This is a genomic window from Peptoniphilus grossensis ph5 (assembly GCF_000311825.1).
Classification (GTDB): domain Bacteria; phylum Bacillota; class Clostridia; order Tissierellales; family Peptoniphilaceae; genus Peptoniphilus_A; species Peptoniphilus_A hominis.
The window spans coordinates 609,640-623,469 of sequence record NZ_HE978567.1 but is presented as its reverse complement, the minus strand read 5'-3'; the positions used below and the strand labels follow the sequence as shown (position 1 = coordinate 623,469).

Sequence of the window (13,830 nt, the reverse complement as noted above, 5' to 3'; positions counted from 1 at the left end):
TCCCCGACCATTCGAGGATTTTATTCTAAATTTCACTATTAATTTTAAAATCTAATTTAATTTTCTTAAAATTTCTTCAACTCTCTCTTTTAAGTCAAATAAGTTTTCCCTTATTTCCTTTATTTCTCGATTTACGCGAAGGTCTGTAAAGATGTTGTCAAAAATTATATCTACAAAAAAATCATAAGTCGTGTCGCTAATTTCTTCATCTAAATTTATTCTCACATCGCCAAGTTCTTTTTTTGCAATTTCTAATTTTTCGCGAATAATTTCGAGGCCTGAGTTGATGTCCTTTATCTTTCCTCTTTTTACAAAGCCAACTAAACTTGAGTCTGCAAAAATGTCAAAGATGCCCCACCTACTTGCACTTTCTGTCTCTTTTATTACTGTGTCAATTTCTTCTCTTAGATCTAAAAGTGCCTCTCGGGCTTCCTTTATTTCCTTTAAGTCTGTCATCTTTCCTCCTATTCTGGATCTTCTATCTCATTGGATTCCTTAGATATAACTGCCCTGTCTCCTGGCTTTAAAATAGTATTGCCCCTTGGCACAATTATTTCTCCACTTGGAGTCTGTACCATAATTATGAGCTCATCTTTTCCAATGTGAATGTCTCTTACTCTCTTGTTTGCCCACTTATGTGTCTCAGAAATTTTTATTTCCAATAGGTCCTCTCCAGTTGCATCAAAATATCCTTCGCCGCCAAGAACAATTACATCGCCATCTCTAAGATAAGTGTCGCCCCTTGGGACAATGCTCTTGCCCTCTCTTTCTATTTTTGCAATTATTATGTTAAAGGCAATTTCTATGTCTGATATTTTTTTATTCACCCAAGGAGAAGTTTTTGATACATGAGTTTTTATAAATTCAAGATCTGTCTTGTCTGAATAATAGTTAAAGGTCCTAAGAACTGTGTCGTCTGGATCATACATGTCAAGCTTTTTCGTGGCAAAGGGCAGTGCTGTTCCCTGGATTAAAAGTGAAAATATACAAATTACAAAAACTATGTGGAAGATGTCAATAGATAAGTTTATATTCCTATTTACAACCATTATGGCAAAGGCAATGGCTGCTGCTCCCCTAAGTCCTGCCAAAGAAATTAGGGTTAGCTGATTTTTTTTCATCTTAAAGGGCGCCATAAGTCCAAAGACTGTAAGTGGCCTTGCCACTAAGAGCATGAAGATTGCAATGACAAAGCCTATTGGTAAAGCCTTTATTATTAAATTTATGTCTGATAAAAGTCCCAAGAGGAAGAACATTGCTATTTGGAAAATTGTTGAAAGTCCGTCGTAGAAAAATACTACATCTCTCTTCCTTCTAAACTCGTGGTTGCCAATGTAAATGCCAAGGATGTATAGTGCCAAGAATCCATTGCCGCCAGCTAGTGATGTAAGGGCATAGGTTCCTATCATCATTGTGGCTATAAAAACTGAAAAGAGTCCGTCTTCGTCAAGAGATAAAATTTCTATAAGTTTTATAAAAATAAAGCCCAGTAAAAATCCTCCAATTACTCCAAAAGCAACTTGTTGCAAAATTATTAATGAAACGGAGACGCTATAGCCTGATAGGAGTGACAAGAAGACCATAGTCATGGTATAGGCTGTAGGGTCGTTGGACCCACTTTCGATTTCAAGAAGTGGCGCAGTGGAATATTTTAGGTTTAGGTTTTTTGAAACTAAAATATTTGATACGGCTGCATAGTCAGTAGAAGCAACTACTGAACCAAGTAACATTGATTCTAAAAAATCAATTTTTAAAATGTAGTGGCAGAAAAGTCCCGTAAGTATAGCTGTGACAAAGACGCCCAAAGTTGCAAGGCTTATGGATTCTCTTGCAGTTGATCGACCCATAGTCCAGTTAGTACCAAAACCACCATAAAAAATTATTATCATAAGGGAAAGAGTTGCTATGTTTTCTGCAACTTTAAAATTGTTAAAATCATAGCCCAGGGCAGAAAAGATAACTCCCATTGCCAAGAACAAAAGCAGGGCAGGAAGACCTGATCTATTTGAAATTTTTGTGGCTATAATTGCTAGTAAGAGTACCACCGTTATAAGTAACAGATTCATTATTTCCCTTCTTTCTTTTAAAAAAGGAACTGTCTAAGACAGTCCCCATCCATCCTGATTATATTACATTTAAAATTAAAAGTTGAGAATAATCAAATTTTAAATTCTATTTGCTGTTTTAAAAATATAAAATAGAATACCTGTTAAGGCATAAAAACCAAGTAAAGTAAAAAATAATCCCTTGTTTTTGCTTATAGCTGCCATTATAAGTGTTAGCACAACTATTACAAGAGCAAGGACAATTTGAATCATCCTTAGGCTCTCATTTATTGCTCCTGCACTTGTCTTTATATATTGGTTGGCAAGAACTGAAATCATTACAAGAGTTACTAAAAAAATTATTATTTTTTCTAGTATTTTTATAATCTTATCTCTTTTCATTTTCACTATTATAGGCCTTAATGCCTTCTCTTAAAATTCTCATTGCCTTTCTCAAGGAATCAGCCTTAAGTACAAAGGCAAGTCTTATCATTTGCTTTCCTTCTTCTTTGTCTTTGAAAAATCCCTTAGCTGGTGCAAACATAAGAGTTTCACCGTCTATATCGAAGTTTTCAATCATCCAAACAGCAAATTTTTCTGTGTCATCTACAGGAAGTTTTGGCATTACATAAAAGGCTCCCTTTGGTTTTTTTACAGTTACACCAGGAATGTTAATTAGTTCTTCGTAGATTACATCTCTTCTCTTTTGATATTCCTTATTTACAGCTTCAAAATAGCTTTTGTCAATTTCATATAATTTTGCTGCAGCCACTTGTTCAATTGTTGATGAAGCAAGCCTGCAGTTGCAAAGCTTATTTATTCCGTCGTTAAATCTCTTGTTCTTTGATGCAACTGAGCCAATTCTTGCACCACAAGCACCAAATCTCTTGGAAATGGAGTCAATTAAAATTAAATTTTCTTCTAGTCCTTCCACTTCTCCAAAGGACTTATAAGTGTTGCCATCGTAGACAAATTCTCTATAGACTTCGTCTGCAATAATGTATAAGTCGTGCTTCTTTGCAAGATTTACAATTCTCAAAATTTCCTCTTCAGAATAAAGAGCTCCCGTTGGATTAGTTGGGTTGGAAAGCAAAATTGCAACTGTCTTATCTGTAATGTGCTTTTCAATTTCTTCTTCATCTGGGAGAGCAAATCCCTTGTCTGGATCAGTTTTAAAAGCTTCAAGCTCAATGCCCAGTTGTTCAAAAACTGTCATGTAATTTGTGTAGAAGGGGTCTGTTGTAAGAATAACATCGCCTTCATTGGCAATTACTTGGAAGGTAAATAAAATTGCTTCACTTGCACCGTTAGTGATGTAAATATCATCGGCATCAAATTTTATATTTCTCTTTTTATAATAATTTGCAGTGGCTTCTCTCAGCTCAAGAAGTCCTTGTGCGTAAGCGTAAGGAAGAGGTCCCCTCCTAAAATTTTGAAAAGTTTCATAATAAATATCTGGCACATCAATATCTGGTGCCCCAATATTTAGTTCATAAATCTTTTTCCCTTCTTTTTTTGCCTTGTCAGCATAAGGCATAAGCTTTCTTATTGCTGAATATTCTATTTTTTCAATTCTTTCTGATAGTTTCATCTTTTCTCCCTTCCTTGCCACCTAAGGTCCGGTCCAAAAAAACTAATTGGCACAAATTTTTGAAAAACTCTGGAGAAAACTCTGTCTGTGTAAGTTTCTGAAAGTTCCTTTGGCGATAAATTTGTGGAAATTAATGTTTTCTTGCCTCGCAAAAGTCTTGTGTTTATAATGTTAAAAATTTCTGAAGTTGTAAAAGAATTTACAAACTCAATGCCAAGATCATCTACGATTAAAAGATCGGACTCAAAGTACAAATCATACCTATCATCATCTATGTTCTTAAATTTTCTATCTTCAATTGTCTTTAAAACTTCATAGGCAGTTTGATAAATAACTATGACATCCTTATTTATCAGTTCAGCTGCTATACAGTTAAGTAAAAAGGTCTTGCCCTGACCAGTTGGTCCCCAAAGGAGCAAGTTCAAGTCATTCTTCTCATCAAAGGTCTTGATAAAATTCTTTGAAAGAGCCAGAATATTTCTCATGTTTTCTATTGGAGACATATTATATTTTTCATAAACTTTTTCAGAAAAAATATTTAAGTCAAACTTGTCAAAATTTTCCTTTTCCAGCATGTAAGAAATAGAGGACATGTCATATAGCTCTGAGACAATTAATTTCTTTAAGCAGTGACATTTCTCATTGTCTTCATTTATTCCTGTGTCGTGACAATCCTTGCAAGTGTATATCTCACTTAGATAGTCTCTAGGATAGCCCATTTTTTCTAAAAAGTCCATCTTTTTGAGCTTTAAATTGTAAATTTTTTCCGATTCCTCAAGGGACTTGTCCTGGTTTGGATTTTTAATCTGCTCAATTGATGCGCGAAGGGCAATATCTCTTATTAGTCCATCAATTTCTCTTATTTCAGGAATTTTTTTGTAAATTTCTTCCAATCTCTTTTCCTGAATTTCTGCATTTTCCCTTCTCAGGTTTTCGTAATAACTACTTATCTTTGCCGTCAGTTCCATAATCAACACCTAATTTTTTAAAGCCTTCACGCTGCTTTCTCATTGCCACATCAAAAAGTTCTTCTTCAGAATACTTGTCAGTAATCTGCTTAAAATTGTGAAAAGCAGTTGGCTTTCTCTTCTTTTTCTTTTGATCCTTCTCTTCGATTTCTTCTACAGAATTTATGCCAAGCTCCTTCCACTTCCTAAGTATGGCGTCAACATAGGCGACATTGGGCTTGGAAATCTTTGAAGTTTTGTTGCAGGCGGCAAGGATCAGGTCCTTTGAAAAATTAAATTCGTCAAACCAAGAATTAATAATATTAAAATCAGCTTGAGAGAATTTTTTGTCCACACCAATATAGCGCATGACCTTTTTATACCTGTAATATTTTAGGTCGTGCTCAATGTAGGACTTCTCCACATCTTCCATGGTCCTAATGTTGTCCTTGGACCAATTTCTCACCACTTGTTCAACATAGGAAATGTTGTAGATGCCCTTGATCTCTGTTGTGTAAAAAAATGCCTCTTCAATTAAATCTGCTGGCATATTGTAAGAAGTAATCCAATTTATTATGTCAATTTTTTTCATTGGAGCAATGGGCTCTCTCATTAAAAACTCAGCCCTTGTAAGTAAATTTGCATAGGTTGGATTTTCTACAATTTCTGAATAGCCCTTTTCTTCCTTTTTCTCTTCCTTTAAGTTGTAGACATTGTTGATGTAAAGTTCCTTTAAGTTTATAAACTTTACCTTGTCCCCTTCAAGCTCAACTATGCCCATCTTTTGCCAATACTGCCAAGCCCTATTGACATCAGACTCCAGTATGCCAAGGTAATCGGCGAGCTTTTCGTTAGTGATGTCTTCTCTATTTTCTCTGGCAAATTTGTAGCCTAAAATATAAACTTTTACAAATTCGCCATTGGCGCCAGGCATAAAATCATTTATAAAAATATTTTCTAGGGAAGTTTCTCCTAGGTCGTATTTATTTTTTTCTAGTAAAAACATATCTCACCAATCTCTTTCCAGGTCTAATTCCATTTTTATGGCATAGTTATAAGTTCTGTTAAAAATAATTTTAAAAGACTCCCTGTGCTCTTTAAAGTCGGGATTATTTTCGTCGTAATTGCCATTAGTAAAGCGCATGAGAAATTTATTTTTCTCCTTAAAGCCCAGGCTCTCATAAACTTTTATGGCTCTCTCATTATAAGTTGCGGCAAATAAAGCTATCTTTCTAAAGCCTCTCTTTTTTAGGTCATCTAAAAAGATCTTAAGAATTTTTTTGCCAATGCCCCTATTTATATAAGAGGGATCAAGAACTACTCCCAGCACTCCTCTTTTTATAAATTTGCTGATGTTTTTTAAAGACAGGTAGCCAATAATTTTTTCTTCAAGGAGAACTACATAGTATTCTGAGAAGGCCTTGTTGGTCTTCCACCTGTACCAGTCCTCAATATCTTTTTCTCTCTCTTCAAGAAAATTATATTCTAAAAATAAAATTGAGTCATGTCTTCCCCAATTTCTAAAAGTAAAAACATCCTCTAAAGTCATTTTTCTAAAAGTCAGAGCTGAAAAATTTTCCATAGGAGCCTCCTGCAAGTTATTATATACTATTTTCTCATCTCTATAAAGAAGTATCGCCTTTTTAAATTTTTTCCTGGCAATTTTTCTTTTTATATATAAAGTTTAATTTTATTTCATTTTTTTTAATTTATGTTAAAATAAAGTAAGGTAAATAAAAAAAATTATACAATTCGTAACGGGGAGAACTTTTATGAGAAAAAATGAAAATTTAGATGAAATTGATATCGAAATTTTGGAACTCTTGAGAAAAAACGGAAGGATGAGCCACGAAGATATTTCGAAAAAATTAAATCTTACAAGGCCTGCCATCCATAGAAGAATATATAAGATGGAAGACGCTGGTTTTATTAAGGGCTACAAGGTCCTAGTTGATTGGCAAAAAATCGGCTACAATGTAGACACTTATGTCCTTGCCAAGGTCAATACAAATGACTTCAAGGGACTCATATCCAAAATCATGGAAATAAAAGATGAAAAATTTAAAATTTTTGAATGTTATAGGGTTACAGGAGAGCACTGCATTATGCTTCGCATAAAAACTGTAAACACTTCCGACCTCACTAGGTTTTATGATATGATTTTAAAGATAGATGGAATACTTGACACGAAAACTCTATTGATTTTGTACTCAGAAAAGGGAAACGACGAAATTTTTACAAAAATTGATAAAGAATAAAGGATGGTTTTATGGAAGAGAAAATACTCGTAGTAGACGATGAATCTGCAATATCTGATATTATAAAATTTAATTTTGAAAAGGAAGGATACATCATTGACACTGCCGACAACGGCAAAAGTGCCATTGAACTTGCAGGTGAAAATAATTACGATTTAATTCTACTTGACATTATGATGCCAAAATTAAACGGCTTTGAAGCCCTAAGAGAAATTAGAAAGTCCTCTGATGTGCCTGTCATTATGTTGACGGCAAGAGAAGATGAAGTGGATAAGGTCCTCGGCCTTGAACTTGGGGCAGACGACTATGTGGTAAAGCCCTTCTCTATGAGAGAACTCCTTGCCAGAGTCAAGGCAGTACTAAGGCGCTTTGATGCCCAAGAAAAAAAGGAAGAGGACACAAGAGTTTTAAAGGTAATGGACCTTGAAATTGACTTAAATAAATACCAAGTTAGAAGAAAGGGCGAAAATATTGAGTTGACTCTTCGCGAGTTTGAACTTTTAAAATATTTAGCTTCACACCCAGGCGTAGTCTTTTCAAGAGAAGAACTCCTTGAAGAAGTTTGGGAATATGAATACTATGGCGATATAAGAACAGTGGATGTTACTGTGAGAAGACTCCGCGAAAAAATCGAAGATGAAAACAAAGACTTTAAATACATCAAGACTAAAAGAGGAGTTGGATACTTATTCGCATCAGATAATGGTGAAGGCTAATGAACCACTCTATTAAATCGAGATTTATTTTAATTTATGTTGTACTTGTTTTGATTTCCATGTTTATTGCATCTACCTTTATAATCGATAGGCTTGAAAATGTGCAAATCGAAACTGCAACTACTGCCATGGTAAAAACCATGGACACCCTTGCAACTACAACATCAGCTTTTTTTAAAGATAATAATTATAAAACACTACCCCAGCTTGACCAAACCCTAAAAGACTGGGGTATTTCCGGTGAAGAATCTGCCTACATTATCTCCTCTGATGAGGCACCAAAAATTCTTGCCTCCACAAAAAATATTTCACAAAAGGACTCCATGGATGCCTATTCCTTTAAGTCCATAGAGCCAAAACTTGTCATGGACGCACTAAAGGGCAAGACTCGCGAAAAAATTGTGGAATACAAAAACGAAGGCAATGTAGAAAAACATATTGCTAGACCAATTTTATCTGGCGACGGAAAAATTCTCGCCATTATTTATATGACGAGAAACCTAAATTCTATTTACTCTGTAATCGAAGACTCCAAGGTAATAATTACTTACGCAACAATAATTTCTCTTATCACAACTTCAATTTTGGGATATTTTATTGCCAACTCCATTACAGGTCCCATTCGTACTCTCACAAAAAAGGCAAAGGCCATGGCAAAGGGTAACTTTAACCAAAGCGTTGAAGTAAAAAGTGACGACGAAATTGGTGAACTTGGTCTCATGTTTAACTTCCTTACAAAGGAACTTCGCGAGACTATAGAAAAGATGGACCTTGAAAGGTCAAAGCTTGACACAATTTTTAATTACATGGCTGAAGGCGTAATTGCCATTGACAGAAACAACAAGCTCATTCACGCCAACTCCATTGCCAAGAAAATTTTAAATATTTCTGAAAAGGACTTTAACCGTGAAATAAATTTAAAGAGTATTAACCTCTACAACATTGACTACAAAAATGAGGAGAGCCTAAAGGGTGAAGAGCTGACAAAAATTTCTGACACCTTTTATAAAATCAAGTACGCACCCTACAAGTCCGATGCTCTTATAAATTCTGGGCTTATAATAGTCTTACAAGATGTCAACAAAGACCACATGCTTGACATTATGCGTAAAGAATTTGTGGCAAATGTAAGTCACGAGTTAAAGACTCCTATTACAACTATAAAATCCTACACAGAAACCCTTTTAGACAGCGACCTAGACAGGGAATCGGAAAAGAAATTCTTAAAGGTTATTGACAGAGAAAATTCAAGAATGTCTAGGATTGTAACAGACCTATTATCTCTATCAAACATTGACTACAACAAGGACAACTTGCATCTTGTTAAGTTTGACACCTACGAATTTATTGACGAGGCAATTGAGTCACAATCTCTACTCATTACGCAAAAAAATCACAAAATAGAACTAGACATAGACATGGATGTAAAAGACATTTATACCGACAGAAATGGGGCAGACCAAATTCTTACAAATATTATCTCCAACGCCTGCAAGTACACGCCAGAAAATGGAAAAATTTCCATCACTGCCAAAAATCTTGATGACTTTGTTGAGATAAGGGTAACTGACAACGGCATAGGCATACCTAAGGAAGACTTGCCGCGAATTACAGAGAGGTTTTACCGCGTTGAAAAAGGAAGAAGTAGGGAAATGGGCGGCACTGGTCTAGGCCTATCTATTGCCAATGAAATGATAAAATCCCTTGGTGGAAGTCTAAAGGTTGAATCAGTCTTTGGTCAGGGCACAAGCATTAGGCTCCTATTTAAAGCAGGTGATGAAGATGAAGAAATTTCATAAATCTTTATCCACCCTTGCCATAATTTTTTTGATCCTCCTCTTAGTTTTTCAATCGAAAAATCTTTGGCTCTCCTTTGACACAAGGGACGAAAGCGAAAAAACCATTGGCGATGTAAATGAATTTTTAAAGGAAATTTTAACTCCCCAAAGGGTTATTGCAAACTTTGGCGAGAGGGACCACTACATGACAACTGACCTGGGAGAATATTGGAAGGAAACTGCCGAAGACATTTCAGAAAAACTCCAAAGGGCAACTTCTGAAAATTTAAAATTAATTGACACTGAAGAGTATTTAAACCTTCAAAAGGAAAAATCTCTGGTCTTTAAATTTAATTCGCCTCTATCTGGCTCAGTTTTTGTAAATTTAATTGGTGATGACAGAAATTCCAACGACATAAACCTAAGTGTGGACTCCATTTATATATCTGACACTGGAGAAATTTACATCTCTGGCAGCAAAAGTTTTTACAAGCTTATGGACATCAAGGTGGACTTTCCCATTGAGGACATCTTAACTGAAGTAAAGGCCAAGGGTCTTCGTGCCATAAACTTTTATGAAGCCTATGGAATTAAAAAGGACATCTACATTCCCGACGAGGACTACCTCTCTCTCCAAGAGGTTTCCTATGTGTCTGGTCTCTATAATTTGGAAGAGGGCAAGAAGTCAACTCTTGCCGAAAGATTTTTAGATGTGCCCATTGACTACATCAGAGAAATAACTGTAGACGGCAAGAACACCTACATCTATGAAAATGAGTACCTCTCCCTTTCCTCTGAGGGCATAATAGAATATTCTCTTGAATCACTTTTTGATGTGAAGTCAAGAGACCTCAACAAGTGCCTAGACAGGGCTGTGGAATTTATTGCCCAAAAAACTGGCATAAGCTCTGGCATTTATCTTGAGAAGATTGAGCCCTGCGACTACAACGAAAACCTTGGCTACAGATTTTTCTTTAACCTAAAGGACGGACAAATACCTCTAGTTCTCCCTTCAAAGGACCACAGCTTTATAGAAATTGATGTCTACTCTGAATTTGTAAAAAATTATCGTGAGTATTACATCAGAAAGGACGACAACCCAATTTACAAGAGAGAAAAAATTTATCTGGAAGCCATTCACAGGATCATAAATAAAAATAGTGACCTCTTTGAGGACAAGAAGGCCATGGATGTCCTAGCTTCTGTGGATAATTTAAACCTTGTCTACCTAAGCTTTAGTAGCAAGGAGGCAGAGGCACCCATGCTTGTCTACGAGATGACTTATATGGGAAATATTTATTATTTTAACACTGAAAGTGGAAAGCTAATGATGGTAAGGTAGTATTATGGATTGGAAAAAAATTAAAAAAATTTTAATAATAGCCCTCTTAGTTGCCAATGCAATTTTATTTTGCTACTCAAATTACAATAATTTTAGGCTGAGAAATGAATCCACTAGAATAGATTTTGTAAGGGAAGTTAGTGACCTCTTGGCAGAAAAAAATATAAGCCTTGACACAAACATTCCAAGGCGAAGTAAAAAACTCCCATCAGTCTTAGTTTCCTTTGAAACATCATCAGAAGAAGACATCAATGACAGATACTTTAGGGGCAAAGGCAAGGTGGCAAGACCAAGTACAGACCTTGCAGAGATTTCTCTTGGCGACGAATATGTAAACCTCTTAAATGGCAGGAGGGTTTTCTATGAAAATAGGAACAAGGAAAATAAATATAAGCTAGATAGCCTTGAAGAGGCGCAAAATATTGCCCAAAAATTTTTATTGGACAAAAAATATGACACCAGAGACATTTATCTCTCCTACTACCAAATAGATGGCGACAAATATATTTTAAATTACACAAAAATTTTCGACTCCCTGCCAGTTGAGTCTTCCTACACAAATTTTGTCATTGACGCTAGAGGTGTCATGTCCATGGATAGACTTTGGCTTGATGTCTTAAATAAGTCTGAACAAAAAATACATCTGGCGCCAGCAGGTCGCGCCCTACTATCTCTTTTAAATAAGACAGAATACTACAACAAGACCATAGAAAAAATTTCCCCTTGCTTTTACTTTAACCCCGAAGACCAGGGCTATATAGAAGACATAACACGGGCAGTAAATGGTCGTGCCATACCTGCCTGGAAGGTGAAATTTACAGACGGAGAATACACTGTCCTCTCCAATTACTAAGCTTAACAAATCATAGAGCCTGTGATAAAATAAGCTTTGGAGGTTTTTATGAAATTTTGCTCTTTGGCAAGTGGCTCATCAGGCAACTGCCAATATATTGAATATAAAAATACAAAAATAATAATAGATGCTGGACTTTCTGGCAAAAAAATCGAAGAAAACTTGGAAGAAATTGGGGTAAAGGCAAGTGAACTTGACGCAATCTTTGTCACTCACGAGCACATTGACCACATAAAATCTGTGGGCGTCTTGTCAAGAAGACACAAGCTAAAAGTTTTCTCCAACATGATGACCCTAGATGCCATGTTGCCAACAGTGAAAAAGCTTGACCCAAAGAAGACCTTTATCTTTGAAAATGGCAAGAGCTTTACCTTTAAGGACTTAGAGATCATGCCAATATCCACCTTCCACGACTGTGCAAGTGGCTGTGGCTTTGTCATAAGTGGCGACAAAAAGATTTCTCTCTTGACAGACACAGGCTGGGTCAACGCCGATGCCATGGAAAAAATGGATGGGTCAGAACTTTTTTATCTTGAATCCAACCACGATGTGGACATGCTAATGCAGGGGACCTACCCCTACCAAACAAAGCAAAGGATCTTGTCCACTAAGGGCCACCTTTCCAACGAAAACGCAGGAGAAGTCCTATCAATGATCTTAAAAAAGAAAAAAGAAAAAATTCTCTTGGGCCACCTTTCAGCTGACAACAATTTGCCAGACCTTGCCCTAAAGACCATAAACGACCTGCTCTTGCAAGACCACAAGGAAGAAAGCGTGGACTACACCATAAATGTTGCACCAAGATTTTCGCCATCGGAAGTCTTTGAGCTTTAAAAATTTTTTTAAAGGGAGGAAAAATTTGAACATATTAGTTACTAATGACGACGGAATTAACGCCGAAGGCATAGAAGTCCTTGCAAAGGCACTGATAAAAGAAGGCCACAAAGTTACAATTGCGGCGCCAAATGTAGAAAACTCTGGCAAGTCTCATGCCATAACTTTTAAGAGCCCCCTAATAGTCCAAGACGCCAAGCTTGAAGGTCTTGAAGGCGTAAGAAGCCTATGCGTCTATGGGACGCCAGCTGACTGCGTAAGAGCAGCTGTGCATTTACTTGACGAAAAATTCGATTACTGCTTCTCTGGAATAAACTCTGGCTACAACACTGCCACAAATGTTCTCTACTCAGGCACAGTTTCAGCTGCCATTGAAGCAAATTTATTTAACATACCAGCAATTGCAGTGTCAGCTCAATGGGTGAAGGGTCACTCCAAGTTTAACTCAGCAGCAAAAGTTGCCATGGATGTCTTTAATAAACTTGAGGACTTTAAAAAGCTTCAGGTCCTAAATATAAATGTGCCCTACCTTGACTACGAAAACTTAAAGGGAATAGAAGTCTGCAAGGTTGGCGCCGATGTCATGTCCATCTACGACATATCTGAAGACGGCCAAGGCTACAACATGAAGCTAAAGGGCTTCCCCAAGGAGAACAACGGCAAGGACTCAGACATCTATTATCTGGGACAAGATTATGCAACAGTTAGCCCACTTCTTTACGATGTGACAAACCTAACTCTAATCAATGAGTTAAAGGAAATTTTAAAATAAGTTTGGAGAGAAAATCGTGAACTACAAATTTACTTTGATCTTTTTAATAATTTTAATTTTTGGAATAATTTTTAGAACTATTATGTAATGCGGAAAAAACATTGTAAGCTGCGAAAATAATATGTGAAGACTAATAAAAATATGTGAAGACTAATATAAGATGAGATTTAAAAAGTCCTGGCGACTTTTTATTTTTTTGCTATAATTTAGTAAAGAGGTGATAGTGTGAAAAAATTTATACCTATAATTTTTGCCCTGGTCTTAATATTTTCTTCTTGCAATAAAAAAGAAAAGAGCCTATATGACTTTAAGACAGATTTTGTGGGCGACAACACAAGGGTCTCACAAATAGTTTATAGACAGGACTATCCTAAAAATTTTGAGACAGGGGAAATAAAAATCCTATCAGATAAAGAGCCCTATGGCTTAAAAGTCTTCTGCAAAAATTTTGAAGGTCTAGAAAAAGAAGACCTATTTAAAAATGCAGCCACAACCTTTGCCCTAATAAAAAATTTGGACAATTTATCTTATGTAGATGCTGACGAAAAAGAAATATTTAGCTTTAGTCGAGCTGAAGTGGAAGAAGAACTTCAAAAAAATGATACAAGTCTTGACAAAATATCAGAAGGCCAAGAAAGCCTAGAAAATTTTATAAATAAATAAAGAACTCTCTCAGAAAACTGGGAGAGTTTTT

At 35.9% G+C, this 13,830-nt stretch carries 15 protein-coding genes; 8 read left to right on the top strand and 7 right to left on the bottom strand.

The genetic code is table 11. The features are described 5' to 3' along the window. Window positions 1–51: 51 nt before the first annotated feature. The 7 genes from HGPG_RS07185 to HGPG_RS07155 all read right to left on the bottom strand — a co-directional run bounded on the left by HGPG_RS07185 (window position 52) and on the right by HGPG_RS07155 (window position 6,165). Entirely contained in the window at window positions 52–456 is a 405-nt protein-coding gene (locus HGPG_RS07185) for a hypothetical protein (RefSeq protein ID WP_019125386.1), read from the bottom strand. An 8-nt stretch (window positions 457–464) separates the two neighbouring features. Beyond that, window positions 465–2,066 carry a potassium/proton antiporter gene (locus HGPG_RS07180; protein ID WP_019125385.1) on the bottom strand — a complete coding sequence of 534 codons (1,602 nt, stop codon included), beginning with the start codon at window positions 2,064–2,066 and terminating at the stop codon, window positions 465–467. A 99-nt stretch (window positions 2,067–2,165) separates the two neighbouring features. Further along, the gene (locus tag HGPG_RS07175; RefSeq protein WP_019125384.1) at window positions 2,166–2,447 is read right to left on the bottom strand and encodes a hypothetical protein; all 282 of its coding nucleotides are present in this window, start codon (window positions 2,445–2,447) and stop codon (window positions 2,166–2,168) included. Continuing rightward, window positions 2,434–3,636, bottom strand: a complete 1,203-nt coding sequence (locus HGPG_RS07170; RefSeq protein WP_019125383.1) for a pyridoxal phosphate-dependent aminotransferase — start codon at window positions 3,634–3,636, stop codon at window positions 2,434–2,436. The genes HGPG_RS07175 and HGPG_RS07170 overlap by 14 nt, the downstream gene beginning before the upstream one ends. Continuing rightward, window positions 3,633–4,604, bottom strand: a complete 972-nt coding sequence (locus HGPG_RS07165) for an ATP-binding protein (protein WP_019125382.1) — start codon at window positions 4,602–4,604, stop codon at window positions 3,633–3,635. Before HGPG_RS07165 ends, HGPG_RS07170 begins: the two co-directional genes overlap by 4 nt. Further along, window positions 4,579–5,589, bottom strand: a complete 1,011-nt coding sequence (locus HGPG_RS07160) for a DnaD domain-containing protein (RefSeq protein ID WP_019125381.1) — start codon at window positions 5,587–5,589, stop codon at window positions 4,579–4,581. The genes HGPG_RS07165 and HGPG_RS07160 overlap by 26 nt, the downstream gene beginning before the upstream one ends. A 3-nt stretch (window positions 5,590–5,592) precedes the next feature. Next, window positions 5,593–6,165: a GNAT family N-acetyltransferase gene (locus tag HGPG_RS07155; RefSeq protein WP_019125380.1), complete on the bottom strand. Its 573-nt coding sequence runs from the start codon at window positions 6,163–6,165 to the stop codon at window positions 5,593–5,595. Window positions 6,166–6,355: 190 nt separating this feature from the next. On the opposite strand from HGPG_RS07155, the gene HGPG_RS07150 reads away from it, so the two are divergent. The 8 genes from HGPG_RS07150 to HGPG_RS07115 all read left to right on the top strand — a co-directional run bounded on the left by HGPG_RS07150 (window position 6,356) and on the right by HGPG_RS07115 (window position 13,799). Further along, window positions 6,356–6,841 carry an Lrp/AsnC family transcriptional regulator gene (locus HGPG_RS07150; RefSeq protein ID WP_019125379.1) on the top strand — a complete coding sequence of 162 codons (486 nt, stop codon included), beginning with the start codon at window positions 6,356–6,358 and terminating at the stop codon, window positions 6,839–6,841. A gap of 11 nt (window positions 6,842–6,852) precedes the next feature. Continuing rightward, entirely contained in the window at window positions 6,853–7,557 is a 705-nt protein-coding gene (locus tag HGPG_RS07145; protein WP_019125378.1) for a response regulator, read from the top strand. Beyond that, on the top strand, window positions 7,557–9,356 hold the full coding sequence (locus HGPG_RS07140) for a HAMP domain-containing sensor histidine kinase (RefSeq protein ID WP_019125377.1): 1,800 nt from the start codon (window positions 7,557–7,559) through the stop codon (window positions 9,354–9,356). Before HGPG_RS07145 ends, HGPG_RS07140 begins: the two co-directional genes overlap by 1 nt. Next, window positions 9,340–10,677, top strand: a complete 1,338-nt coding sequence (locus HGPG_RS07135) for a hypothetical protein (protein ID WP_019125376.1) — start codon at window positions 9,340–9,342, stop codon at window positions 10,675–10,677. The genes HGPG_RS07140 and HGPG_RS07135 overlap by 17 nt, the downstream gene beginning before the upstream one ends. A 4-nt stretch (window positions 10,678–10,681) precedes the next feature. After that, window positions 10,682–11,530 carry a two-component system regulatory protein YycI gene (locus tag HGPG_RS07130; protein ID WP_019125375.1) on the top strand — a complete coding sequence of 283 codons (849 nt, stop codon included), beginning with the start codon at window positions 10,682–10,684 and terminating at the stop codon, window positions 11,528–11,530. 48 nt (window positions 11,531–11,578) lie between these two features. Next, window positions 11,579–12,364, top strand: a complete 786-nt coding sequence (locus HGPG_RS07125; RefSeq protein WP_019125374.1) for an MBL fold metallo-hydrolase — start codon at window positions 11,579–11,581, stop codon at window positions 12,362–12,364. A 25-nt stretch (window positions 12,365–12,389) separates the two neighbouring features. Next, on the top strand, window positions 12,390–13,136 hold the full coding sequence (gene surE / locus HGPG_RS07120) for a 5'/3'-nucleotidase SurE (protein WP_019125373.1): 747 nt from the start codon (window positions 12,390–12,392) through the stop codon (window positions 13,134–13,136). Window positions 13,137–13,361: 225 nt separating this feature from the next. Beyond that, window positions 13,362–13,799, top strand: a complete 438-nt coding sequence (locus HGPG_RS07115; RefSeq protein ID WP_019125372.1) for a DUF4825 domain-containing protein — start codon at window positions 13,362–13,364, stop codon at window positions 13,797–13,799. Window positions 13,800–13,830: the final 31 nt, after the last annotated feature.

Coding starts and splice junctions, on each gene's coding strand:
- HGPG_RS07185 (WP_019125386.1), bottom strand. CDS start 456: ATGACAGACTTAAAGGAAATAAAGGAAGCCCGAGAGGCACTTTTAGAT.
- HGPG_RS07180 (WP_019125385.1), bottom strand. CDS start 2,066: ATGAATCTGTTACTTATAACGGTGGTACTCTTACTAGCAATTATAGCC.
- HGPG_RS07175 (WP_019125384.1), bottom strand. CDS start 2,447: ATGAAAAGAGATAAGATTATAAAAATACTAGAAAAAATAATAATTTTT.
- HGPG_RS07170 (WP_019125383.1), bottom strand. CDS start 3,636: ATGAAACTATCAGAAAGAATTGAAAAAATAGAATATTCAGCAATAAGA.
- HGPG_RS07165 (WP_019125382.1), bottom strand. CDS start 4,604: ATGGAACTGACGGCAAAGATAAGTAGTTATTACGAAAACCTGAGAAGG.
- HGPG_RS07160 (WP_019125381.1), bottom strand. CDS start 5,589: ATGTTTTTACTAGAAAAAAATAAATACGACCTAGGAGAAACTTCCCTA.
- HGPG_RS07155 (WP_019125380.1), bottom strand. CDS start 6,165: ATGGAAAATTTTTCAGCTCTGACTTTTAGAAAAATGACTTTAGAGGAT.
- HGPG_RS07150 (WP_019125379.1), top strand. CDS start 6,356: ATGAGAAAAAATGAAAATTTAGATGAAATTGATATCGAAATTTTGGAA.
- HGPG_RS07145 (WP_019125378.1), top strand. CDS start 6,853: ATGGAAGAGAAAATACTCGTAGTAGACGATGAATCTGCAATATCTGAT.
- HGPG_RS07140 (WP_019125377.1), top strand. CDS start 7,557: ATGAACCACTCTATTAAATCGAGATTTATTTTAATTTATGTTGTACTT.
- HGPG_RS07135 (WP_019125376.1), top strand. CDS start 9,340: ATGAAGAAATTTCATAAATCTTTATCCACCCTTGCCATAATTTTTTTG.
- HGPG_RS07130 (WP_019125375.1), top strand. CDS start 10,682: ATGGATTGGAAAAAAATTAAAAAAATTTTAATAATAGCCCTCTTAGTT.
- HGPG_RS07125 (WP_019125374.1), top strand. CDS start 11,579: ATGAAATTTTGCTCTTTGGCAAGTGGCTCATCAGGCAACTGCCAATAT.